This window comes from Demequina sp. (assembly GCF_047975725.1).
Classification (GTDB): domain Bacteria; phylum Actinomycetota; class Actinomycetes; order Actinomycetales; family Demequinaceae; genus Demequina.
Genome location: NZ_JBKEED010000010.1, coordinates 57,252 through 79,479, shown reverse-complemented (window position 1 = coordinate 79,479; position 22,228 = coordinate 57,252). Strand labels below are relative to the sequence as shown.

The 22,228-nt window shown below is 69.5% G+C and carries 18 protein-coding genes; 12 read left to right on the top strand and 6 right to left on the bottom strand.

Annotated features, from left to right (window positions below; all coding sequences use genetic code 11):
* Window positions 1-29 precede the first annotated feature (29 nt).
* Window positions 30-419, top strand: coding sequence for an RNA-binding S4 domain-containing protein (locus ACK5NO_RS02390; protein WP_416811069.1), 390 nt, complete (start codon window positions 30-32; stop codon window positions 417-419).
* Window positions 420-479: 60 nt separating this feature from the next.
* On the opposite strand, the gene ACK5NO_RS02385 is transcribed toward ACK5NO_RS02390, so the two are convergent.
* The 4 genes from ACK5NO_RS02385 to ACK5NO_RS02370 all read right to left on the bottom strand — a co-directional run bounded on the left by ACK5NO_RS02385 (window position 480) and on the right by ACK5NO_RS02370 (window position 5,744).
* Window positions 480-2,957, bottom strand: coding sequence for a glycogen/starch/alpha-glucan phosphorylase (locus tag ACK5NO_RS02385; RefSeq protein WP_416811068.1), 2,478 nt, complete (start codon window positions 2,955-2,957; stop codon window positions 480-482).
* 212 nt (window positions 2,958-3,169) lie between these two features.
* Window positions 3,170-4,270 carry a 2,3-butanediol dehydrogenase gene (locus ACK5NO_RS02380; protein WP_416811067.1) on the bottom strand — a complete coding sequence of 367 codons (1,101 nt, stop codon included), beginning with the start codon at window positions 4,268-4,270 and terminating at the stop codon, window positions 3,170-3,172.
* A gap of 201 nt (window positions 4,271-4,471) precedes the next feature.
* Entirely contained in the window at window positions 4,472-5,443 is a 972-nt protein-coding gene (locus ACK5NO_RS02375; protein WP_416811066.1) for a glycosyltransferase family 2 protein, read from the bottom strand.
* 10 nt (window positions 5,444-5,453) lie between these two features.
* Window positions 5,454-5,744, bottom strand: a complete 291-nt coding sequence (locus ACK5NO_RS02370; RefSeq protein ID WP_416811065.1) for a hypothetical protein — start codon at window positions 5,742-5,744, stop codon at window positions 5,454-5,456.
* A 112-nt stretch (window positions 5,745-5,856) separates the two neighbouring features.
* On the opposite strand from ACK5NO_RS02370, the gene gcvP reads away from it, so the two are divergent.
* The 6 genes from gcvP (at window position 5,857) to ACK5NO_RS02340 (ending at window position 13,710) form a co-directional block, all read left to right on the top strand.
* Complete coding sequence (gcvP, locus tag ACK5NO_RS02365) at window positions 5,857-8,709, top strand: aminomethyl-transferring glycine dehydrogenase (protein WP_416811064.1); 2,853 nt, start codon at window positions 5,857-5,859, stop codon at window positions 8,707-8,709.
* Window positions 8,710-8,862: 153 nt separating this feature from the next.
* The gene (locus tag ACK5NO_RS02360) at window positions 8,863-10,773 is read left to right on the top strand and encodes an FHA domain-containing protein (RefSeq protein WP_416811063.1); all 1,911 of its coding nucleotides are present in this window, start codon (window positions 8,863-8,865) and stop codon (window positions 10,771-10,773) included.
* Window positions 10,773-11,585, top strand: a complete 813-nt coding sequence (locus tag ACK5NO_RS02355; protein WP_416811062.1) for a PP2C family protein-serine/threonine phosphatase — start codon at window positions 10,773-10,775, stop codon at window positions 11,583-11,585. Before ACK5NO_RS02360 ends, ACK5NO_RS02355 begins: the two co-directional genes overlap by 1 nt.
* A 43-nt stretch (window positions 11,586-11,628) precedes the next feature.
* Window positions 11,629-12,765, top strand: coding sequence for a glycine cleavage system aminomethyltransferase GcvT (gcvT, locus tag ACK5NO_RS02350; protein WP_416811061.1), 1,137 nt, complete (start codon window positions 11,629-11,631; stop codon window positions 12,763-12,765).
* A 38-nt stretch (window positions 12,766-12,803) separates the two neighbouring features.
* The gene (gene gcvH, locus ACK5NO_RS02345) at window positions 12,804-13,187 is read left to right on the top strand and encodes a glycine cleavage system protein GcvH (RefSeq protein WP_416811060.1); all 384 of its coding nucleotides are present in this window, start codon (window positions 12,804-12,806) and stop codon (window positions 13,185-13,187) included.
* A 4-nt stretch (window positions 13,188-13,191) separates the two neighbouring features.
* Window positions 13,192-13,710, top strand: coding sequence for a (deoxy)nucleoside triphosphate pyrophosphohydrolase (locus tag ACK5NO_RS02340; RefSeq protein ID WP_416811059.1), 519 nt, complete (start codon window positions 13,192-13,194; stop codon window positions 13,708-13,710).
* A gap of 104 nt (window positions 13,711-13,814) precedes the next feature.
* Here ACK5NO_RS02340 and ACK5NO_RS02335 read toward each other — a convergent pair whose 3' ends face one another.
* Both ACK5NO_RS02335 and ACK5NO_RS02330 read right to left on the bottom strand, forming a co-directional pair.
* Entirely contained in the window at window positions 13,815-15,236 is a 1,422-nt protein-coding gene (locus ACK5NO_RS02335; RefSeq protein ID WP_416811209.1) for a DUF222 domain-containing protein, read from the bottom strand.
* Between the two features lie 45 nt (window positions 15,237-15,281).
* Entirely contained in the window at window positions 15,282-15,848 is a 567-nt protein-coding gene (locus tag ACK5NO_RS02330; RefSeq protein WP_416811058.1) for a DNA-3-methyladenine glycosylase I, read from the bottom strand.
* Between the two features lie 158 nt (window positions 15,849-16,006).
* On the opposite strand from ACK5NO_RS02330, the gene ACK5NO_RS02325 reads away from it, so the two are divergent.
* From ACK5NO_RS02325 to ACK5NO_RS02305, 5 genes are all read left to right on the top strand, one after another.
* Complete coding sequence (locus tag ACK5NO_RS02325; protein ID WP_416811057.1) at window positions 16,007-16,906, top strand: methylenetetrahydrofolate reductase; 900 nt, start codon at window positions 16,007-16,009, stop codon at window positions 16,904-16,906.
* Between the two features lie 318 nt (window positions 16,907-17,224).
* Window positions 17,225-18,133 carry a MurR/RpiR family transcriptional regulator gene (locus ACK5NO_RS02320; protein ID WP_416811056.1) on the top strand — a complete coding sequence of 303 codons (909 nt, stop codon included), beginning with the start codon at window positions 17,225-17,227 and terminating at the stop codon, window positions 18,131-18,133.
* Between the two features lie 153 nt (window positions 18,134-18,286).
* Window positions 18,287-20,449 (top strand): PQQ-binding-like beta-propeller repeat protein, encoded by a 2,163-nt coding sequence (locus ACK5NO_RS02315; RefSeq protein ID WP_416811055.1) that lies wholly within the window; start codon window positions 18,287-18,289, stop codon window positions 20,447-20,449.
* Window positions 20,446-21,399 carry a carbohydrate ABC transporter permease gene (locus ACK5NO_RS02310; protein WP_416811054.1) on the top strand — a complete coding sequence of 318 codons (954 nt, stop codon included), beginning with the start codon at window positions 20,446-20,448 and terminating at the stop codon, window positions 21,397-21,399. The genes ACK5NO_RS02315 and ACK5NO_RS02310 overlap by 4 nt, the downstream gene beginning before the upstream one ends.
* A complete protein-coding gene (locus tag ACK5NO_RS02305) occupies window positions 21,396-22,217 on the top strand; it encodes a carbohydrate ABC transporter permease (RefSeq protein ID WP_416811053.1) in 822 nt (273 codons plus the stop codon). Before ACK5NO_RS02310 ends, ACK5NO_RS02305 begins: the two co-directional genes overlap by 4 nt.
* The last annotated feature ends 11 nt before the right edge of the window (window positions 22,218-22,228 follow it).

The following is a 22,228-nucleotide window of genomic DNA, read 5'->3' as shown; positions in this document are numbered from 1 at the left end:
GGCTGGCCGCGGCGCGTAGCCTCGTGCGCATGGACAAGTCGAGCGTGAGGGCCGATGCGTGGGTGTGGGCCGTCCGCCTGGCCAAGACTCGCTCGCAGGCGACGTCGGAATGCAAGGCGGGGCACGTACGTGTCAACGGCGACCGCGCGAAGCCGTCCACGCCCGTGAGAGTGGGCGACCGGGTCGAGGTGACGGTGGTGCACCCCAGCGGTCCGGCGCAGGTACGGATCGTCGAGGTGGTGCAGCTACTCGTGAAGCGCGTGGGCGCTCCGGTCGCAGCGGCGGCCTACGTGGACCACTCGCCGCCGCCGCCGCCCAAGGCGGAGCGGCCCGCGGCGTTTGGCGTGCGCGACCGGGGGACGGGACGTCCCACCAAGCGCGAGCGGCGCCAACTCGACCGGCTCAGGGGCCGTGACTAAGCCAGCCCTTCACGAGTCAAATGGATCCATTTGACTCGTGAAGGGGGGATAGCAGGGGTTTTAGGAAGCGTTCTGCGACACCGGCTTGGCGCCCCAGATGCGGTCCAGGTAGTCCTTGATGGAGCGGTCCGAGCTGAAGAAGCCGGTGCGCGCGATGTTGAGCACCGCTGAGCGCGACCACGCCTCGTAGTCGGTGTAGGCCACGTCGACGCGAGCCTGGGCGTCCACGTAGGAACGGAAGTCGGCGAGCGCCATGAAGCGGTCCCGCTCGGTGAGCGAGGCGAAGATCGACGCCACGGCGCCACCACGGTCGCCGCCGGTGAACGCGCCAGACGCGATCAGGTCGAGGGCCGCCTTCAGTTCGGGGTCGGTCTCGTAGACGGCGCCCGGGTCGTAGCCGCCGGCCTGGAGTGCGGCCGCAGCGGGCTCGTCCATGCCGAACAGGAAGAAGTTGTCGTCTCCCACCAGTTCGCGGATCTCGACGTTCGCGCCGTCGTCCGTGCCGATGGTCAGCGCGCCGTTGAGGGCGAACTTCATGTTGCCCGTCCCCGAGGCCTCCTTGCCGGCGAGCGAAATCTGCTCGGACAGGTCGGCAGCCGGGATCAGCGTCTCGGCGAGCGTGACGTTGTAGTTCGCAGGGAAGGCGACCTTCAAGCGGCCCTCAAGGGACGCATCGGCGTTGATCGTGGCGCCCACCGCATTGATGAGTTCGATGGTCTCCTTGGCGCGTACGTAGCCCGGCGCCGCCTTGGCGCCAAACACGAAGGTGCGCGGCGTGACGTCCTCGAGCCGCACGCGGCCGGACTGAATGCCCTCGTACAGCGACACGATGTGCAGCAACTTGAGGGACTGGCGCTTGTATTCGTGCAGGCGCTTGACCATCGCATCGATCATCGCGTCGCCGGCGATCTCGATGCCGTCGCGGGCGTGGAGCACGTCCTGGAAGCGACGCTTGTTGGCGCCCTTGATCTCGCGGAAACGGCGACGGAACTCCGCGTCGTCGGCGAGCGGCTCAAGTTCCCGCAGCCGCTCGAGGTCGGTGACCCAGCCGTCGCCGATCGCCTCGGTGATGAGGTCCGAGAGCTGGGGGTTGGACAGGCGCACGAACCGTCGCGGCGTGACGCCGTTGGTGACGTTGGTGAACTTCTCCGGCCACAGCTGAGCGAAGTCGGTCAGCACCTTGTCGGCCAGCAACTGCGAGTGCAGCGCGGCGACGCCGTTGACCTTGAAGCCGGCCACGGTGGCCAGGTGTGCCATGCGCACGGCACGCACGGGGTGCTCGGCGATGATGGACATGCGGCGCACGCGCAGCTCGTCGCCGGGGTACGCGGCGCGCACCTCCTCGAGGAACTGCTCGTTGATGCGGTAGATGATCTCGAGGTGGCGCGGGAGCAGGCGGCCCAGCAGGTCGACGGGCCACACCTCAAGCGCCTCGGGCAGCAGGGTGTGGCACGTGTAGGCGAAGACCTTTTGGGTGACGTCCCAGGCCTCGTCCCACGACCAGCCGCGCTCGTCGATCAGCAGGCGCATGAGTTCGGGCACCGCGATGACGGGGTGGGTATCGTTGAGCTGCCACGTGATGCGCTCGGGCAGGCGGTGAAGGTCGTAGTCCTCGGGCAACACGGTCTCGATGAAGTCGCGCAGCGATGCGGCCACGAAGAAGTACTGCTGCTGCAGGCGCAGTTCCTTGCCCTGCGGCGTCGAGTCCTCGGGGTACAGCACCTTGGAGATGTTCTCCGCGAATGTGCGCGACCGCACGGCCTCGACGTAGTCGCCCTCGTTGAACTCCTGGAGGTTGAAGCCCTCGATGGCGCGAGCGCTCCACAGGCGCAGCGTGTTGACGCGGCCGTTGCGGTAGCCAGGAACCATGTAGTTGTAGGGGATCGCGGTGACGCGCAGCTCGGGGGTCCAGGTGCGGGCGTCGGGCGAACCAGCATCGGCACTCGCGGTGGTGCCGCCAAAGCACACCTCGACGGCGTTCTCCGGGTGCGGCAGCTCCCACGGGGAGCCCAGGCGCAGCCAGTGGTCCGGCTTTTCCACCTGGCGACCGTTCTCGAAGGTCTGGCGGAAGATGCCGTACTCGTAGCGGATGCCGTAGCCGATGCTCGGCACGTTGAGGGTCGCGAGCGAGTCGATGAAGCACGCGGCCAGGCGCCCAAGGCCACCGTTGCCGAGGCCGGGCTCGATCTCGGAGCGGCACACCTCGGCCAGGTCGATGCCGAGTCCGGCGAGGGACTCCTGGGCGATGTCGTCGAGATCCGCCGCGAGCATGGCGTTCTCGAGCTGGGGGCCGAGCAGGAACTCGGCGGACAGGTACGCGACGGTCTTGGCCTGGTCGCGGTGCTGGTTGCGCGCCGTCTCAAGCCAGCGCGTCATCAGGTAGTGACGGACGGTGCGGGCGAGCGCGAGGTAGCGATCGTTGTCGGAGGCACGGTCAAGGTCCACCCCTTGGCCGAAGTTGAGTTCGCGCAAGAAGGCGCGGGTGAAGCTCTCTACGGTGTGCTCGGGTGCCGCAACGGGCGGGGACATGTCGTTCATACGCCCAATGTAAACGTTGACATCGCTGTCCAGGGAGGCCGTTCGTCACAGTTTTACCTGTGAGAAACATCGCACCCGCGAGTCGCGCGAGGTGGGAACAGGCCCCGCAAGCGGGCGCTTCTAGCAGGGACGATGCGCGGGCTGGCTCGGCAAGGAGCCGCCGCGTTGGGCAGGTGGGTGCCTGCCCAACGCGGCGGAGCCGGGGTCCGCGGCTACGCGGTAGCGGCCGCTTCCAGCGCGGGGGCGGTGTCCTCGAGGCCGCGTGCGGAGACGAGCACCTTGGCGCCCTGGCCCTTGCGCAGGCCCTCCATCGCGTCCATCACGCCGTCGAAGTCGGTCACGGAGACCCAGCCTTCGGTGATGTAGACGCCGTCAGCCATCGCCTGGATGACCGCGTCGAAGTCCTCGGGCAGGTAGCCCATGGCGCCAACGATGTCGATCTCGCCCATGTTGAGCTGGAGGCCGGGCACCTGCATCGGCTGCTCGTGAATGGCGACGACGACCAGGCGCCCGGTGGGGCCGAGCGCGTCGAGGCACGCCTGGAAGGCGGGTGCCACGCCCGCGGCGTCGAAGGTCGCGTCGGCGCCCAGGCCGTCGCTCATGAGCAGGACCTCGGCCTGGAGGTCAGCGGTGATGGGGTTCATGACCTTCGCGCCAAACGACGCGATGAGGGCGCGACGCTCGTCGCTCGGCTCCGACACCAGCACCTTGGTGATGCCGCGAGCCTTGAGGGCAAAGAACAAGCCGATGCCGATGGGGCCGGCGCCCGCGATCAGGACGGTCGAGTCGGGGGTGAGGATGGCGCGCTGCACCGCGTGCCAGGCAACGGCCATGGGCTCGACGAGCGCACCCATCTTGAGGTCGATGCCCTCGGGCAGCACGTGCAGGCGGTGGGCGTCGATCACGGCGTACTCGGACATGCCGCCAGCCTCGGCCGCGAGACCGAGTGAGCTCATGATCGCGCAGGCGTTGGGGCGTCCGGCCAGGCACGCGAGGCACTTGTCGCAGCCGTATCCCGGGTACACCGCGGCGTTGTCGCCAACGCTCAGACCTTCGACGCCTTCGCCGAGCGAGACGACGGTGGCGGAGAACTCGTGGCCCAACACCTGCGGCATGGTGGAGCCGGTGATGGGGTGGGGAACGTCGTGGCTGAGCCCGAGCGACTCAGGAGCCCAGACGGCGTGCAGGTCGGAGCCGCAGATGCCGCTGTAGGCATTGCGTACCAGGACCTGGCCGGGGCCGGGGGTGGGGATGTCGAGTTCGTCGATGCGAACGTCTTCTTTGCCGTGCAGCACGACAGCCTTCATAGGCATGGGTGAGCCTCCTTGCTCGGGCGGCCGTGGGGTGGGGCCGCCTATCGGGGAATCCGGGGGTGGGGACTCTAGGCAGGCTAAGCGGGACTTTGGTCCTAGGCGAACGCGTATCGGACTATCGAGTCCGCAATGTGAGCAAGACCACGCGACGCGCCGGGCGACGCGCCGATCCGGGGGTGGATGGCGATGGCCGGGCAGTGCCTAGCGGCCCGCAGCACGGTCGGCTGCGGAGACGGCCGGACCGTACTGCTGCTCCTTGAGGCGCTCGAGCTGTTGCTCGGCGAGGATTCGGTTGGACTTGAGCAAGTCTGAGATCACGCCGAGCGCGAGACACAGGGCGGCCGCGACCAGCAGGGTGGTGCCGAGGATGAGGGACTGCAGGTGGTTGCCGTGGTCGCCAATCATCACCAGGATCGCGTAGCGCACGAACGGGATGAGCCCCACGAAGCCCAGGATTCCCGCCAGCGAAGCGAACAGCGGCCACGGCCGGTACATGACCGACGAGCGCATGATCGCCTGAGCCGAACGCCACATGTGCTCGCCCATGTTGGCGAACAGCCGCGACTCGCGCGTCTTGGGATTGGTGTCGATGGGAACCGAGGTGATCGCCAGGCGCTTATCGCCCGCCTGGATGATCGTCTCCATCGTGTAGGAGAAGCGCGTGAGGATATTGAGCCGATACAGCGCAAACCGGGAGTAGGCGCGAAACCCAGAGGCCGCATCGGGCAGGCGCGTGCCGGCCGCCTTGTTGACCACCCACGACCCAAAGCGCTGCATGCGCTTCTTGAAGGGCGAGAAGTGGGCGATCTGGTGGGTCTGACGGTCGCCGATGACGATCTCGGCGGTGCCGGCGAGGATGGGTGCGACCAGGTCGCCAATGCGCTCTTGCGGGTACTGGTTGTCGCCATCGGTGTTGACGACGATATCCGCGCCGCGCGCGAGCGCCGCCTCGACCCCATCGCGGAAGGACTGCGCCAGCCCCATGGTGCGGGTGTGGCGGATCACGACGGCGCCGTGGGCAGCGGCGATGGCGGCGGTGGCGTCCGTGGAGCCGTCGTCGATGACCTGCACCTCGATCTCGTCGATGCCGTCAATCTGGGTGGGAATGGCCTCGAGCACCGTGGCGAGGGTGGCCTCCTCGTTGAGACACGGCACCTGGACGACGAGTTTCACGTCGCTCAGCCTAGCGACGCGCGGCGGCCTGACTGCGTCGCCAGGCCTTGAAGGTTCCCACGCCAATGCCCGCGAGCAGCGCGAACGCCACCGCACCGATCGCGCCACCGGCAACGGCCCCCGCGAAGGAACTGTCGGCGAGCGGCTCTTGCAGCGACGGTCCCCACCAGCGCGCGCCCAGCCATCCGCCGAGCGCTCCCGCGGCGATTCCGATCAAGGCGCCACCGTCAATCAGCGCGTGGACCTTGATCACTCCGTATCCCAGCATCGCGCCCAGAGCGACGCACACCAGCGACTCCATTGGTGCACCTCCTGGCCCACATCGTGGCACAGTCGGGCGGCCAGGCGCAGGCCGCGAGACGGCGCGCCCCGGCACCCTGTCGCGTCCAGGAGGTTTGCGCCACAATGGGCAAGTGACCTCCTTCGCTGATCGCCACATCGGGCCCGACGAGACCGCCACCGACTACATGTTGGAGGCGATCGGGCACTCCTCGTTGGCGACGCTGACGGAGGCGGCCGTTCCCGAATCGATCCGTCAGGACGACGTGCTGGTGCTGCCGGACCCGCTCACCGAAAACGACACGCTCAACGCCCTGCAGGCCTTCGCGCAGCGCAACCACGTCAACATTCAGATGATCGGCCAGGGGTATTTCGACACCATCACGCCCATGGTCATCAGGCGCAACGTGCTCGAGAACCCGGCCTGGTACACGGCCTACACGCCGTATCAGGCGGAGATCTCGCAGGGCCGGCTCGAGGCGCTGCTGAACTTCCAGACCGTGGTCGCGGACCTCACGGGCCTGCCGGTGGCCGGCGCGTCACTGCTCGACGAGGCCACGGCGGTCGCCGAGGCGGTGCTCCTCATGCGCCGCGCGGTCAAGGGTAAGGAGGACGGCGTCGTCGTCCTCGACGCCGAGTGCCTTCCGCAGACCATCGCCGTCGCGCAGGCTCGCGCTGAGGCCATCGGGATGCGCCTTGAGATTCAGGACCTGTCTGAGGGGTGGGAGGCACCCGAGGACCTGGTGGGTGTCGTCATCCAGCAACCAGGCGTGACGGGTGTGCTGCGCGACCCCGCTGCGGTGATTGCCACCGCCAAGGCGGCCGATGCGCTGGTCACCATCGCGTGCGACCTGCTCGCTTTGACCATGGTCACCCCGCCGGGTGAGTTGGGTGCGGACATCGCGGTGGGATCTGCCCAGCGCTTGGGCGTGCCGCTGTTCTTTGGTGGTCCACACGCCGCCTTCATGTCCGTGCGCGAGGGCCTCGAGCGCCAGCTCCCCGGCCGCCTGGTGGGCGTGAGTGTGGATGCCGATGGCCGTCCGGCCTACCGTCTCGCCTTGCAGACCCGCGAGCAGCACATCCGTCGGGACCGGGCAACGTCCAACATCTGTACGGCGCAGGCACTGCTCGCGATCGTCGCGGGCTTCTACGCGGTGCACCACGGTCCCGATGGCCTGCGTGCCATCGCCCAGCAGGTGCATGCCACGGCCGTCACGCTCGCCGATGCGCTCACCGCCGCGGGCGTGAAGCTGCGTCACGAGCACTTCTTCGACACGGTGGTCGCCCAGGTCCCGGGTGGGGCCGACTCGGTGATCGCGCGCGCGGCAGCACAACGCATCAACCTGCGCCGTGTTGACGACGACCACGTCGCCATCGCATGCGACGAGGTCACGAGCCTGGACATCATCGACCACCTCGTGGAGGCGGTCACGGCCGCTAAGCGTCACGCCGTCTACATTGCCCCTCGCGTGGCGATCCCGCGTGTGCTGCGCCGCACGAGCGAGTACCTCACGCACCCGGTGTTCCACGAGCACCGCTCGGAAACCTCCCTGATGCGCTACATGCGCCGCCTGTCTGACCGCGACCTCGCGCTGGACCGCACCATGATCCCGCTGGGCTCGTGCACCATGAAGCTCAACGCGGCCGTCGAGATGGCTCCCATCAGCTGGCCCGGCTTTGCGCGCATCCACCCCTTCGCGCCCTCCGACCAGACGGCGGGCTACCGCGACATGATCGCCCAGCTTGAGAGTTGGCTCGCGGACATCACCGGCTACGCGGCGGTCTCGGTGCAGCCCAACTCTGGTGCTCAGGGCGAGTATGCGGGCCTGCTCGCGATTCGTGCGTACCACCGTGACAATGGCCAGGGCGAGCGTGATGTGTGCCTGATTCCCGCATCGGCCCACGGCACCAACGCCGCCTCTGCGGCGCTGGCCGGCCTGCGCGTGGTCGTTGTGGCGACGGCGGCCGACGGCGAGGTTGACCTCGAAGACCTGCACGCCAAGATTGCGGCCCACGAGGGTCGGGTGGCGGCCATGATGATCACCTATCCCTCGACGCACGGGGTCTACGAGGCGCACGTGAGTGAGGTGTGCGCCGCTGTCCACGACGCGGGCGGTCAGGTGTTCATCGACGGCGCCAACCTCAATGCGCTCGTGGGAATCGCCAAGCCCGGTCACTTTGGCGGCGACGTGTCGCACCTGAACCTGCACAAGACGTTCTGCATCCCGCACGGTGGCGGCGGACCCGGTGTGGGCCCCGTCGCGGTCGCGGAGCACCTGGTGCCCTACCTGCCCGCACTGCGCCAGACCATTCAGCGTCCTGCCGAGTTGCGCCGCCGAGGAGCGCCGGTCAGCGCCGCCCCGTTCGGCTCGGCCGGAATCTTGCCCATCACCTGGGCGTACATCGCGCTCATGGGTCACGAGGGTCTGACCCGCGCCACCCAGTCCGCGGTGCTCGCGGCCAACTACGTCGCGGCACGCCTGGGCGACGCCTACCCGGTGCTGTACCGCGGCCCCGGCGGCCTGGTCGCGCACGAGTGCATCCTCGACATCCGCCCGTTGACCAAGACGTCCGGGGTGACGGCGGAGGACATCGCCAAGCGACTCATCGACTTTGGCATCCACGCGCCCACCATGTCCTTCCCCGTCGCTGGCACGCTCATGGTGGAGCCCACGGAGTCGGAGAACCTCGCGGAGATTGACCGGTTCATCGACGCGATGCTCACCATTCGCGCGGAGATCGACGCGATCGAGCGTGGCGACATCGCCGTCGAGGATTCGGCCTTGCGGCACGCTCCCCACACGGCCGATGCGGTGGTTTCCGACACGTGGGACCGCGCCTATTCACGTGAGCAGGCGGCCTTCCCCGTGGCGTCCCTTCGCCAGGACAAGTACTGGCCGCCCGTGGCCCGCATCGACAACGTGCACGGCGACCGCAATCTCGTGTGTGCCTGTCCCCCGATGGAGGCGTTCGCCGACCAGGGATGATGCTGCTGCTGTGCCTCGACGTGACGTGTTCCACACGGTGAGGTGCGCGCGCGTGCGTCCAGTGTGTGGCAGTCTGTGGCGGTCTGCCGGTGCTCGCCGGTGCGCCACAAGCGCCTACGCGAGCGACAGCCCTAAGCCTGGAGGTGGCACACCGTGCCCGTAGCGCAGCAGCTCGTGATCTATGCCGCGATCGCGGTGGGGGCTGGCCTGATCAGCTACGTCTGGATGGGGCTTGCGCTGGGTGCGCTGCTTGCCAAGGTTGGCGCGCGCGGGGGCCTCGCGTGGGTGCCGGTGCTGAGGTGGATGGAGGCCGCGCGGGCTGCCCGCATGGCCGTCGCCCCGGTGGTGGTCGCGCGAGCCGTCGCGATGGCCGGTTGGATCGCGGCTGTGACCGCAGTGGTCGTGGCCGTCGCCGCCGATCCCGACATGCCGCCTTTGGTGCGCCCGCTGTTGCTGGGCGGCCTCACGGTGGGATTGCTGGGCACGCTCGTGGGCTGGGCGCTGTGGATCTACGGCGCGGGCACCATCGAGATGCGGCTGCGCGCGCCAGGCACCTTCACGTGGCTTGCGGCCGTGGCACCGCCCATCTGGGCTTCGGTGCTGGGGTGGGGCAACTACGGACGCATGCTGCGCCCTGCCGGGATGAGGGCCGATGCTGCCGCGCCTGCCGCGCCTGCTGTGTCTCCCGTCGCCCCTGGTGTGCCGGCCGAACCGATGGGCGATGCGGCCGTGGCGTCTCTTGCGGACGACGTCCGCGCGCATTGGTCGGCCATGGGCGACCAAGCGGGGTGGCAAGGGACGACGGCGTCTGCCGCGTCCGCGCCCTCCGCCGTGCCCATGCCCCTGAGCGTGGCGTCAGAGACCACGGGCGACGATCTTCCGCGCGATCCGTTCGGCGCGCGGCCGTCGGAGCCGAGCCCCGCGCCGGCGCCGGCGTTCGATGACGTGCCGGAGTCGCACGTGGCCAGCGACGCCGCGTGGGCGTGGGCGCGAGAGGCCTCGCAACCCGCCGCGAGGAGCGTGTCGCCTTCGTCGGTGTCTCCTGTGGCGCCGTCGCCCGTTGTGGCATCCCCGGAAGCTACTTCACCCTCCGTGCCTTCGCCTGCGCCCATCACGGCCCCCGTGCCTAACGCCGAGCCCGTTGTCCAGCCGGTTGCCGAGCCCGTTGCCGAGCCTGCTCCAGCGCCGGCGGCCGCGTCCTCCGTGAGCCCGGTGACGGCGGCCTCCGCGACGGATTCCGAGACCGTCACGCCATACCGCGGCCCCGTGTCGCCGTACCTCAAGCCCGCGACGCCCACGGTGCCGGCCGTGCCCGAGGCCCCTGACGAGACGCGTGCCATCCCCGTGACGGCACACATCCTCGACGTGCCGTGGGCCGCGGCGCTCACCCCGGAGTCGGCGCCGCCGCTCAGCGGTGCGGTGCCGCTGGCGAGTGACGCGCCTGAGTCCGCGCCCACGCCCACGCCCACGCTCGCGCCCGCGCCCGCGCCCGAGCCCACGCCTGAGCGCGAGCCCGCACCGCAGCCCGTGGTCTCGACCCCGCCAGCCGCGGCACCGAGTGCGCCCGTGCCTTCTACGCCCGCCGCGCCTGCTGCTGTCATTGCCCCGGTGCCAGAGGTTGCCACGCAGCCCACCGTGCAGTCGGCGGCCCAGCCGGACCCCCGGGTGACGGCCCCTGCGGTGGCTGCCATCGCATCGGCCGGGCAGGACGACGACGACCACACCGTTTTTGTGAAGCGCCGCCGCGAGGCGTGGGTGCTCGAGACGGCGGACGGTGCGCGCTACGTGCTCGAGCCGGGGACCATCGTGATCGGCAGGGCGACGGCGAACCCCGTGACGGGCAGGCTCGGCGTCGCCGACTCGACGCGCACCATGTCCAAACTTCACGCCGAACTGACGTTCGCGAACGACGCCTGGAGCATTCGCGACCTGGGCTCGACGAATGGAACGTTCGTGCGGGCCGACGGCCAGGAGCATGAGGTCTCGACGGAGACGGCCAGGGTGGTCGACGGGGACCTGGTGCTCGGCGAATTGCTCGCACGCATCGTGGTGGAGCAAGTCTGATGGCCGGGTCCTGGTTCACGGGTGCGGGTGCCACCGACATTGGCCCCCGCGCAGAGAATCAGGATGCCTTCCTCAGCGAGGGCCCCGTGCAGATTGTCGCCGACGGCATGGGCGGCCACGCAGGCGGAGCCCAGGCATCAGCGGCCGTCGTGGAGGCCTTCAGAAGCCTGGCCGGGGCAAGCCTGGTCGCCCCATCGGACGTGGTGAAGGCGGTGTCGCGGGCCCGCGCCCTGGTCGCGGACGTCGCGGAACGGATCTTTGGCGACCCCGGGTCGACCCTCACCGGAGCAATCGCCGTCGAGCACGAGGGGGCGCCGTGGTGGTTCGTCATCAACGTTGGCGACTCCCGCGTGTACGCGATCGACGGCGCGAGCGCGCACCAGATCACCATCGACCACTCCCATGTCCAAGACCTCGTGACCTTGGGTCGCATCACCAAGGAGCAAGCCGAACATCACCCCGACCGCAACATCATTACGCGCGCCATCGGCGACATGCTCCCTGGTTTCGACGGCTGGCTCGTGCGCGCGAGGCCCGGCCTACGCCTCGTGATCGCGAGCGACGGGCTCACCAAGGTGGTCTCGGACGAGCGCATCGGCGCCGTGGCAGCGAGGGAAGGCAAGCCCCAGGCGGCCGCTCACGCCCTGGTGGCGCAGGCCATCGAACTGGGCACCAATGACAACGTGACGGTGGTCGTGGCAGACACGCTGCATGCCCGCACGCCCGCGCATGCCGCCGCCGGACCGTGGCAGGTGTGGGGGATCGACGAGGACGACGAAGACGGCGACACGCTCGAGCGTGGGAGCAGGTGACCAGGCGTTCCGCGGGCGCGTGCGGAACGCGTAGGTTGGTCGAGTGAGGATTCTCGAATCGCCGCTGCACGGCGAGCACGTTGCGCTTGGCGCCTCCATGGTGGACTTCGCCGGCTGGCAGATGCCGTTGCGCTATGGCGGTGACGTCGCCGAACACGCGGCCGTCCGCACCGCTGCGGGCCTGTTCGACCTGTCGCACATGGGCGAGCTCATGGTGCGCGGCGCCGACGCCGCGGCCGCGTTGGACTACGCCCTCGTGGGTCACATGAGTCGCATGGCGTTGGGCCGAGCCAAGTACACGATGCTCTGCGCGCCCGACGGCGGCGTACTCGACGACCTGGTCGTCTACCGTCGCGACTTCGATCACTTCATGGTGGTCGCCAACGCCGCGAATCGCGTGATGGTCGCGCAGGAACTGACCGAGCGCTTTGCCCTGGCTGGCCTGGATGCGTGGGTGGAGGACGAGACGCACGCGATCGCGCTCATCGCGGTGCAGGGGCCCCGCTCTGAGGGCATCGTCACCCGTATGTGTGAACTGGGCGCGGACGACATCGAGCCGCTGAAGTACTACGCCGCTGCCAACGTGGTGCTGACGGGCGGCATCCACGCGTACGTGGCGCGCACCGGCTACACGGGCGAGGACGGCTTTGAGCTGTTTGTCTCGGCCGAGGATGCCGTCGCCGTGTGGCGCCTGGCGCAGCAGGTGGGCGAGCCCGACGCGCTCGACCCATGCGGCCTCGCGTCGCGTGATTCGCTGCGCCTCGAGGCAGGCATGCCGCTGTATGGCAATGAGCTGAGCCGCGACACGACGCCCTTCGAGGCAGGTCTGGGACGGGTGGTGGCCTTCAAGGCCCCTGCGAACGCGCCGGTGCGAGGCGACTTCGTGGGGCGTGCCGCGCTCGAGGCGGCCCGCGATGCGGGTGTCGCCAAGACGCTCGTGGCACTCGTCGGAGACGGTCGCCGTGCCGCGCGCACGGGCTATGCCGTGACCGACGAGGACGACAACCAGGTGGGGATCGTGACCTCGGGTCTGCCGTCGCCGACGCTTGGCCATCCCATCGCAATGGCGTACGTCCCGCCCGCCCTCGCGGAGCCCGGCACGCCGGTGACAGTGGACGTCCGCGGCAGGCGTGAGCACATGCGTGTGGTCGCGCTACCGTTCTACCAGCGGGACGCATGACCGGCACGGGTGCCGGCCCCGAACGAGAGGTGACTGACATGGCGAGCATCCCCCAGGAGCTGAACTACTCCAAGGAGCACGAGTGGGTCGCGGGTGACGCGACTTCCGGCACCGTGGTGACGGTGGGCATCACCGCTCACGCGGCCGATGCGCTGGGCGACGTGGTCTTTGTCGAGGCCCCCGCGGTGGGCGACCAGGTCACCGCCGGTCAGGTGTGCGGCGAGCTCGAGTCGACTAAGGCAGTGTCCGAGTTGTACTCGCCCGTGACGGGTGTGGTCACCGAGTCGAACGCGGACCTCGAGTCTGGACCCGAAGTCATTAACGCGGACCCCTACGGCGCCGGCTGGATCTTCAAGGTGGAGCTGTCCGAGGACGCGACCGCCTTGCTCGATGCCGCGGGCTACGCGGCCGTCACGGAGTAGACCGATGGGTGGCGGCAGCTCGACTCGCCTCGTGGTGGCGGCCGCCATCACCGATGACCTCCTGATTCCGCGGACCCTGCTGGCCGCGAGGCGCTCGGCTCCCTCGGCGCTCGCGGGCCTATGGGAGTTCCCTGGGGGCAAGGTCGAGCGCGGCGAAAACCCCGAGAACGCGTTGCGGCGTGAGTTGCGCGAAGAGCTCGGTGTCGAGGTCGAGATTGGCGACGAGGTCGTGGGTCCCGACGACGGCCGCGGTGTCGAAGACCAGTGCGGGGACCACCCCGTGTGGATGCTCCGTCCTGGCGACGCGGACGTCGAGCGGTTGGTGATGCGCGTGTGGTGGGCCACGATTCTGCCGGGCGCCGATGGTGCTCGCGTCGAGCCCCGTCCGCTTGAGGATCACGATGCGCTGCGGTGGCTCGAGCCGGGTGGCTGGCGCGACGTCGCCTGGCTTCCCGCCGACAAGCGGATTGTCGAGGCGCTGCTCGAAGACGCGAAGGACCGTCACCGCCGCGCGTACTGCTAGCGCGCGCTCGTGCTGCTGACCGCCGCACGTGCTGCTGACCGTGGCGCGTGCTGCTGACCGCCGCGCGTACTGCTACCGCGTGCTGCTGCCAGCCCTGGGTGTTGCTACCGCGCGCTGGCGAGGCCGTTGGCCCGCTCGGCGCACTGCCCGGCCCGGTTCTTGTGCCCGGCTGCAGGCAGAGTTCTCCCGTCGCGTCTGGGTGGGCTTTCGGCACCGTCGAGATGAGCCTTGCCGCCAATCCTTGGCGTGCGGGTGGGATCGACGCCCTGGGGCGGCGTGAACCACACCTCGCCGGCAACGACGGCGACCTCCCACCCGTCGTTGTGGATGCGGTGGTGACAGGCAGTGCAGAGCAGAACGCCGTTGGACAGATCCGAGGTTCCACCCTTGGACCACCAGCGAATGTGGTGGGCCTCGCAGTAACTTGGCGGCGCGTGGCACCAGGAGCAGCCGCCGTCGCGTTCAGCGAGCGCGATCCGTTGGGCTGGCGTGAAGAGTCGTTGCGCACGCCCCACGTCGAGAGGAAGGCTTGCCCCGCCCATCACGACGGGGATGACGCACGCGTCGACGGCCATGGCACGAAGCGTCTCGATGGCGATGGGGCCAGACAGTTGATCGCACTCGCCGACTCCGATGCCCGCTTCGATGTCCGCGAAATCGGCACGGAGCACCACTGCGGCCTTGACGCCCGAGGTGGGCGCCGCGCAGCCCATTCCGTGCTGCGCGAGCATGGTGAGTGCGTCGAGGCGCATCTGGCCCGCGTCGCGGTCGTCGCCGCCGGGCTCGTCGCGCTTGCGTTGGAGGGCGTCGCGCACTTGGGCATCGACCCAGGCGCGGATGGGGGCCGCGCTGGCGGGGTCAAGCTTGCCGTGCATGATGACCATCCCACCCGGATCATCGGAGAAGCTCAGGTAGCGCTCGCGGCGCAGTCGCCGGTCACGCTCGGCTAGGTCGCGGGGCGATCGGAATGCCACCTGGCGCTGGCAGGCGCGACGGAGGTCCTTGAGTGTCAGGCGCTGGGCCTTGGCGACGAGGCTGCGCTCGAGTGCGTCGAGGTCGCCAGCCTCGGACCGAGTGGGATCGATCGCGTCGAGACATGCGGTGATCGTCCGCGCCGCCTCGAGTCCGATGAGTCCGCCGCGCACCGCTGCCGCGACGTGGGGATGCGCTGCGGGGGCGCCGTCCTCGGTGGGTGCCACGGGAGCGTCCGCGCGGCGCAAGGCCTCGCCCACCTGCATGATGCGCCCGGCGTCTCCTTGGGAGACTCCGAGGTCCTCAGCGATCATGCCCTCAGGCCGGCGGTGTCCTGCCGTTCGCGCGAGTCCCGCACTGCCCAGGTCCGGAGTCGAGCGCCGGGCGACCTCGCCTGCGACAGAGGCCACCAGGGCATCGAAGGTGCGCTTGGTGGCGCCCACGGCGGCACGCAACTGCTCGAACTCCGCGCGCGACAAGCCCTCCAGGTCGCGCCCCTCGAAGCCGCGCAGCGTCGCTGCCTCGCGGTCGAAGGTGCCGGTGGAGAAGGGCATAGTCACATCACATCATCGGGGTCTGACATTGAGGCGCCGTCTGGGTCAACGAGCCCCGATGCAGCCGGCGATGTGATCGTCTACCAGGCCGCATGCTTGCATGAGCGCATACATCGTCGTGGGTCCCACAAACACGAAGCCCAGCGACTTGAGCTCCTTGGCGAGTGCCTTGGAATCGTCGGTGGAGGCGGGCACCTGCGTCCAGTCGGCCGGGCGTGCCTCGCGCGCGGCTGGCCGATGCGACCACACCACCTCGTCGAGCGAACGGCCCTGAGCCTGGAGGTCCACCACGGCCTGGGCGTTCGTGATGGCGGCCTCGATCTTGCGGCGATTGCGGACAATGTTGGCGTCCGCCATGAGCCGCTCGACGTCGTCGCCATCAAAGGCGGCGACCGCCGCCGGATCAAACCCCGCGAACGCCTCGCGGAAGCCCTCGCGCTTGCGCAAGATGGTCAGCCAGGAAAGCCCCGACTGGAAGCCCTCGAGCACCATGCGCTCGTACAGTGCGGCATCGCCGTGCACCGGCTGTCCCCACTCCTCGTCGTGATAGCGCTCGTAGAGCGGGTCGCCGGCACCAAAGCACCGCAGCAGGTCATGGGGTTGCGTGATCATGTCCACCAGTGTGGCTGGCGGCAACGACGCCTGCGAGTGGCAGCCGCGCCGCCGGTGGACAAGCCGCACCCAAGGTGGGGTTGGGGACGCCCTGGACCCGCGCATCGGCCGGGCAGGGCCTGGCGCGCCCGCGCTTGCGCCAGTAGGGTGGCCCCGCCATGACTATCCGTGACCTGTTGCGCGCCAACGCGCCCACCCTCAGCTACGAATTGTTCCCGCCGCGAACCCCTGCGGCCGAGACCACGGTTGAGGCGACGATGCGAATGCTCGTGGACACGAACCCGGACTTCATCTCGATCACCTATGGCGCCTCGGGCACCACCCGCAGCACGTCCCGCAGCGTGGTGCACAAGTTGGCACAGTCGCACACGATTCCGCCCCTCGCGCACCTAACGTGCGTGGGCCAGTCGCGCGCCGAGCTCACCGAGATCATCGAGGGCTACCTTGCCGAGGGAGTGCGCGACTTCCTCGCGTTGCGTGGCGACCCGCCCAAGGGCCAGACGGACTGGCGCCCGCACCCCGACGGCCTGTTGTACGCGAGCGAACTCGTGTCGCTGCTGCGCGAGGTCGCGCACGGCAATGGAGTCGACAACCTCAGCATCGGCGTGACGGCCTTCCCTGCCCAGCACGCGATGCCGCAGTGGAAGCAGCAGGGCCTCGACGTGCTGCGTGCCAAGCAAGATGCGGGCGCCGACTTCGCGATCACCCAGGTGTTCTACGAAGTCGCGCAGTACACGGCGCTCGTAGACGACGCCTCGGCGCAGGGCATTGGCCTGCCGATCATCCCCGAGGTCATGCCGCTCGTGTCTGTGACCCGTGCGCATCGCGCGGCGCAGCTGACCGGTGTCGAGACCCCGGAGGCCCTGCTCGCTGACCTCGAGGCCGCCCAGGACGATGAGGCCGCGCTCGCGGCGGGTGTCGCGCACGCTGCGGCGTTCTCGAGTGACCTGCTCGACGCCGGCGCACCGGGCATCCACGTCATCACCTTCAACCGCCACGAGGCGGCCATGGAGTTGGTGTCGCGGCTGCCGCTGCGCGGCGCGACTCACGCCCGCTAACTGCTGGGGACCTCGCTCGCTCGCAGCCTGAGCGCTCTTCGCCTCCGGCGCCCACTTCGCCGCAACTACGCACCACTTTTCGGTGGGCGTGCGGCGTGTCGTGGGCGCTACGACGCCGCACGCGGCGTGTCGCTCGTGAAAGTGGTTCGTAGTTCGGGGGCGTGCGCGGGGGCGCGGGGGCGCGGGGGCGGGCGCGGGGGCGCAGGGCCCGGACCTGGGCGTCACGGAGTTTCACGGCACAGCGCTGTACGAACACTTCATTCACTGTTCACCGGCGGCACCCTGTGACGTTTACCTGGGGTGCCTAGCGTCATAGCTATGACGTCCACCGCGGCCGACGCTGCAGCCCACACCGCAGCCCACACCGCAGCCCTGACAGCAGCCGGCACCACGCCGTTGCTCGAGCGGCTGCGCGCTGAGCTTGCAGGCCTGACCCCCGCTGAGCGCCGCGTGGCAGACCAAGTACTCCGCGACCCGCTTGGCCTGATCCACCGCTCCGTGTCAGAGGTGGCTCAGTTGGCCGAGACGTCCACAGCCTCGGTGGTGCGCCTGTGCGCCACCCTGGGCCTGCGCGGCTACCAGGACCTCAAGATCACCCTCGCCACGCAGCAGATGCCGCAGTCGCGGCGGGTGCTGGGCAACGTCGACGATTCCGACGACGCGGCGGCCGTCGTGGACAAGGTGCTGCACAGTACCGCGCAGGCGCTGGAGGCGACTGCCGCATCGCTCGATGCCTCTCGCCTCGAGCAGATCGCCGATGCGGTGCTCACCGCCAGGCGTGTGCAGGTGGGCGCTGTGGGCACCTCCGCGCCGCTCGCTGCTGACGCTGCCTACCGGTTGATGACGCTCGGGATCGACGCGACCTTCGTCGCCGACGTTCACACCCAGCACGTTGCCGCCCGCATGCTCGGACCCGACGATCTGTTTCTCGCCATCAGCCATACCGGTTCGACGATCGAGACCCTCGCAGCGGCGCGGGCCGCGCGCGACTCTGGTGCGGCCACCGCCGCCATCACGAGTTTCAGCACCTCGCCGCTGACGGACCTCGTCGACGCGGTGCTGGTGGCCGGCTCCGTCGAGACTGCCTACCGCGTCGAGGCCATGGCCAGCCGGATCGTGCACCTCGCAGTCCTCGACGCCCTGCACGTCACGCTCGCGCTGCGCAGGCAGCGCAGCGCCGCCGCGCTCGCCCTCACGGAGGACGTGCTCGTCCAACACCGCATCTGACTGCCGCCTCCACGACCGCCGACTCCGCGCCCCCCGCCCCCCGCCTCACGCCCCGCGACCCCCGACCCCCGCCCCGCCGCCAGCCCCACGACTGACCTCGTGCGGTCGAGCGCGCCCTCAGACAGCCCCTACCCGCCACCACAGGAGATACCGATGCATGGATTCGTCACCGCCGCCGATGGCACCCCCTTGGCCCAGATCGCCGTGACCAATGGTCGCGACGTTGTCGCCACCGACGCTGAGGGCCGCTTTGAGCTCGAGCGCGTCACCCCGTTCGTGACGCTCACGCGCACGGCGTCCCACACGTCCGACACGTGGTGGCTTCCCGCGACCGACGACGAGCCGCTGCGCTTCACCCTCACCGAGCACGCGCCCACCTTGCCGTACGAGTTCATCCACCTCACGGACACCCACATGTCGCTACCGCGCGAGGAGGGCGACGAGGGTCGGTTCGGGTTGTACAAGGACGGCGCGATGCCGCAGGAGATCGCCGACTTCCTCGCTGACCTGCCGCGACGCGCACCGCAGGCGCAGGCAGTTTTCATCACGGGAGACCTGGTCGACCACGGCTTCGAAGCCGAGTACCAGGCGTTTGTGCCTGCCCTCGCGCACTCGCCGGTCCCCGTTCATGTGATCCCGGGCAATCACGACCACATGAACGGCGCCCACCAGGCGCTCGTGAGCCGCAACAACTACCTGACCCACGACGGCGACCCCGCGCTGTACGAGCAGTACCTGGGACCGCGTTGGTATTCGTTCGACATCCCCGGAGCGCATGTCGTCACGCTCGACTGGCTGTCCCACGAGATCGGGCTCGACCACGAGCTTCAGAACGCCTGGCTCCAGGCCGACCTCGCACGGATCGAGCCGGGCAGCCCGTGGATTCTGCTGTTCCACGACCAGCCGGGGCGGTCCATCCTCGAGCACGCCCCGTGGCCCCCCGTGGCGGCATTCTCGGGGCACTGGCACACGTCGCGGGTGGTGCGCGATGGCGACACCCTGCACGTCAACAGCCCCACGACGTTCTTTGCGAGCCTCGACTACACGCCCCCGGCCTACCGCCACGTCACGTGGGATGGCGAGCGCATCTCGCTGCGCACGCGTACGGCGCTGGTCGCTGACGCTCCCGCTCAGCTCGGGGACGTGTCCCGCTCGACCTTCGCGCCCAGCGTCCCTGGGGCCGATGCGCGTGCCGTGTCATGGAGGGCCGTCGCCTCTGGCGCCGGGCACCGCCAGGCCGTCGCCATCGCTGATGGCACCGTGTACGTGGGATCGCAGATCGAGGACGAGCCCCTGGGCTGGGTCGAAGCCTTCGACGCCGTGACCGGTGACCGCCGCTGGGCGACCGCGGTGGGCTCTGCCGTCAAGACCGCCCCGGTGGTGGCCGGCGACGTGGTCGCGGTGACCGAGGTGTCCGGCACCGTCCACGGCCTCGACCGTGTGACGGGTGAGATTCGTTGGAGCGTCGAGTCGTCCGACCCGCTGCGCCGGTTCGCGTGGAACGGTCCCGCGGCGGCCGACGGCGTCATCTACGTGGGGGACCAGGCGGACCTGCGCGCCATCGACGCCGCCACGGGCGCGGTGCTGTGGCGTCGCCACGACCTCGCACCGCACCACAACCTGGTGAACCACGCGGCGCCGCTGATCGTGGATGACCTGCTGATCATGGGCTTCTGGCCCACGCCCTCGCATCCCATTGGCCTCAACCGCCACACGGGCGAACGCGTCTGGGAAGGCGCGCCCATGGGCCAGCCCACCTTCGACATGGCCAAGGCGCTCATGGTCATCGGCACCGCGGGCTACGACCAGGGCCGCGACGCCGTGCTGATGCCGGGCTTTGCCTCCACCGCGTGCGTCGATCGCGCGACGGGGCAGGTGCGCTGGGTGTCACGCCACACGAGCGTCTTCAGCCCTGCCGCGCCCGTGGTGACGCCGGCCGGCTACGTGGTGACGGCCACCGGGCAGGGCCTGCGCCTGATCGACCCCGCCGACGGCTCCGTGCGGTGGGAACTGGCGATCGACGGCGCCGCGCCGTTCCCCATGGCCTCCTACAGCAAGAACCCTCACCCGGTCGTGGCTCCTCCCACGCTCGTGGACGATGCGCTGGTCCTGCCGTGCCTCGACGGCACCATCCGGGTGATCGGCTTGGACGGTGCCGAGCGCGGCCGTGTCCAGCTCGACACCCCGTTCGGCGCCGCCTTCACGCGCGACGGCGACCTGCTCGTGGGGCTCGGCACCGACGGCGCCGTCGTGGCGCTGTCCGCCACGGCCCTGCTCGCCCAGGCGAGCGCCGAGGTCGCGGCGGTGGGCGCATGACCACCGTCACCTCGGCGCCTCAGGCGGCCACCGCATCGGCCCTTCAGGAGGGGCCCGCCCGCACGGCGGCGAGGGCGAGCCGGCGCGAGCATTCCGATCGTTGGATGCCCGCGCTGCTCATCGCCCCTGCGGTGCTCGGCATCGTCGTATTCGTGCTGCTGCCAGCGGTGTTGTCGTTCATTGCCGCGTTCTTCTCCGTGCCGCTGGCCGGGGGGCCATGGACGTTCGTGGGCTTGGGGAACTTCGAGCGCGTGGTGACCGACCCCAAGATCCTCCAGGCGATCGGCAACACGCTGGTGTACTCGGTGCTGACGATCGTCCCGAGCCTGGGGATCGGTCTGGGGCTCGCGCTGCTCGCGGACAAGGCGGGTCGCGCCAAGCCGTGGGTGCGCACCGCGCTGTTCTTGCCCATGACCGCGAACCTCGTCGCCATGGCGGTGGTGTTCCGATGGATGTTCGCCACCCGTGGTGGGTTCATCAACGAACTGCTGTCGTTCGTCGGCGTGGGTCCGGTGGACTGGCTCGGCAGCCCGGACACCTCGCTGCTGACCGTCGCCCTCGTGGGGGTGTGGCGGGGGGCGTCCTTCGCGATGATGATCTTCTTCGCCGGGCTCGCGACCATTCCCACGACCATCGACGAGGCCACCCGCGCGGAGGGCATTCGCGGTCTCACCAAGCTGCGCCGCATCACCTTGCCGATGATCCGTCCCACGGTCGTGTTTGCCGTGGTGATCTCGGTGCTCGGCTCGCTGCAGGCGTTCGACACCATCAACGTGATGACCCAAGGTGGGCCGCTCGGCTCGTCCGAAACCATCCTCACGATGGTGTGGAAGTTGGGCTTCACCTACTACGACCTTGGCGCCGCCTCGGCGCTGTCCCTGCTGCTCCTGCTCGCCCTGGTCGGCGTCGGCATCATGCAGCGTCGACTCTTGACCGGAGGCCGCGCATGACCGCCGTCCGTCGCACCGCCACGTGGATCGCCATCGCGATCGCGGTGCTCGTCGCCCTGTTCCCCTTCTACTGGATGCTGCGCACCTCGGTGTCGCCACAAGACCAAGTGTTCTTCGACGGCATCGCGCTGCTGCCCACCTCGTTCGACCTGTCGAGCTACTCGCGTGCCTGGACCGAAGGCGGGCTGGGCCGCTCGATGCTGGTGGGCCTGGTCGTCACCGCGGCGATCGTGGCGATCCAACTCGCGACCTGCATCCCCGCCGCCTACGTGCTGTCCAAGGTGCGCGCCCGGTGGACCGGTGTGGTGCTCGCGATCATCCTGGGCTCAGTGCTCATCCCCAGCCAGGTCACGCTCGTGCCCACGTTCATTGGGATCAACGCCGTGGGGCTGGCGGACTCGATGGGTGCGCTCATCGTGCCGTTCGTCACGAGCGCCTTCGGGATCTTCCTGCTGCGCCAGCAGATGGTGGCCATCCCCGACACGCTCATGGAGGCCGCCCGCACCGACGGGCTAGGCCACCTGCGCACGCTCACCAAGGTGGTGATCCCGATGGCCTCGCCCGGCATCGCGGCCTTCTGCGTGTTCGCGGTGTTCGTCCACTGGAACGACTACATGTGGCCACTGCTCGTGGCACGCAGCGCGGACCTGCGCACCCCACCGCTCGCGCTGGCCGTGTTCCAGCAAGCGGACACCGGCTTCGACTACGCCGCGCTCGCGGCCGGAGCCGTCATCGTCACCGCCCCCGTCGTGCTCTTGTTCTTGTTCGCCCAGAAGCGTTTCGTGCAAGGCATGAGCGGCGCCGAAATCCCCGGGTGACCTGTCACCCT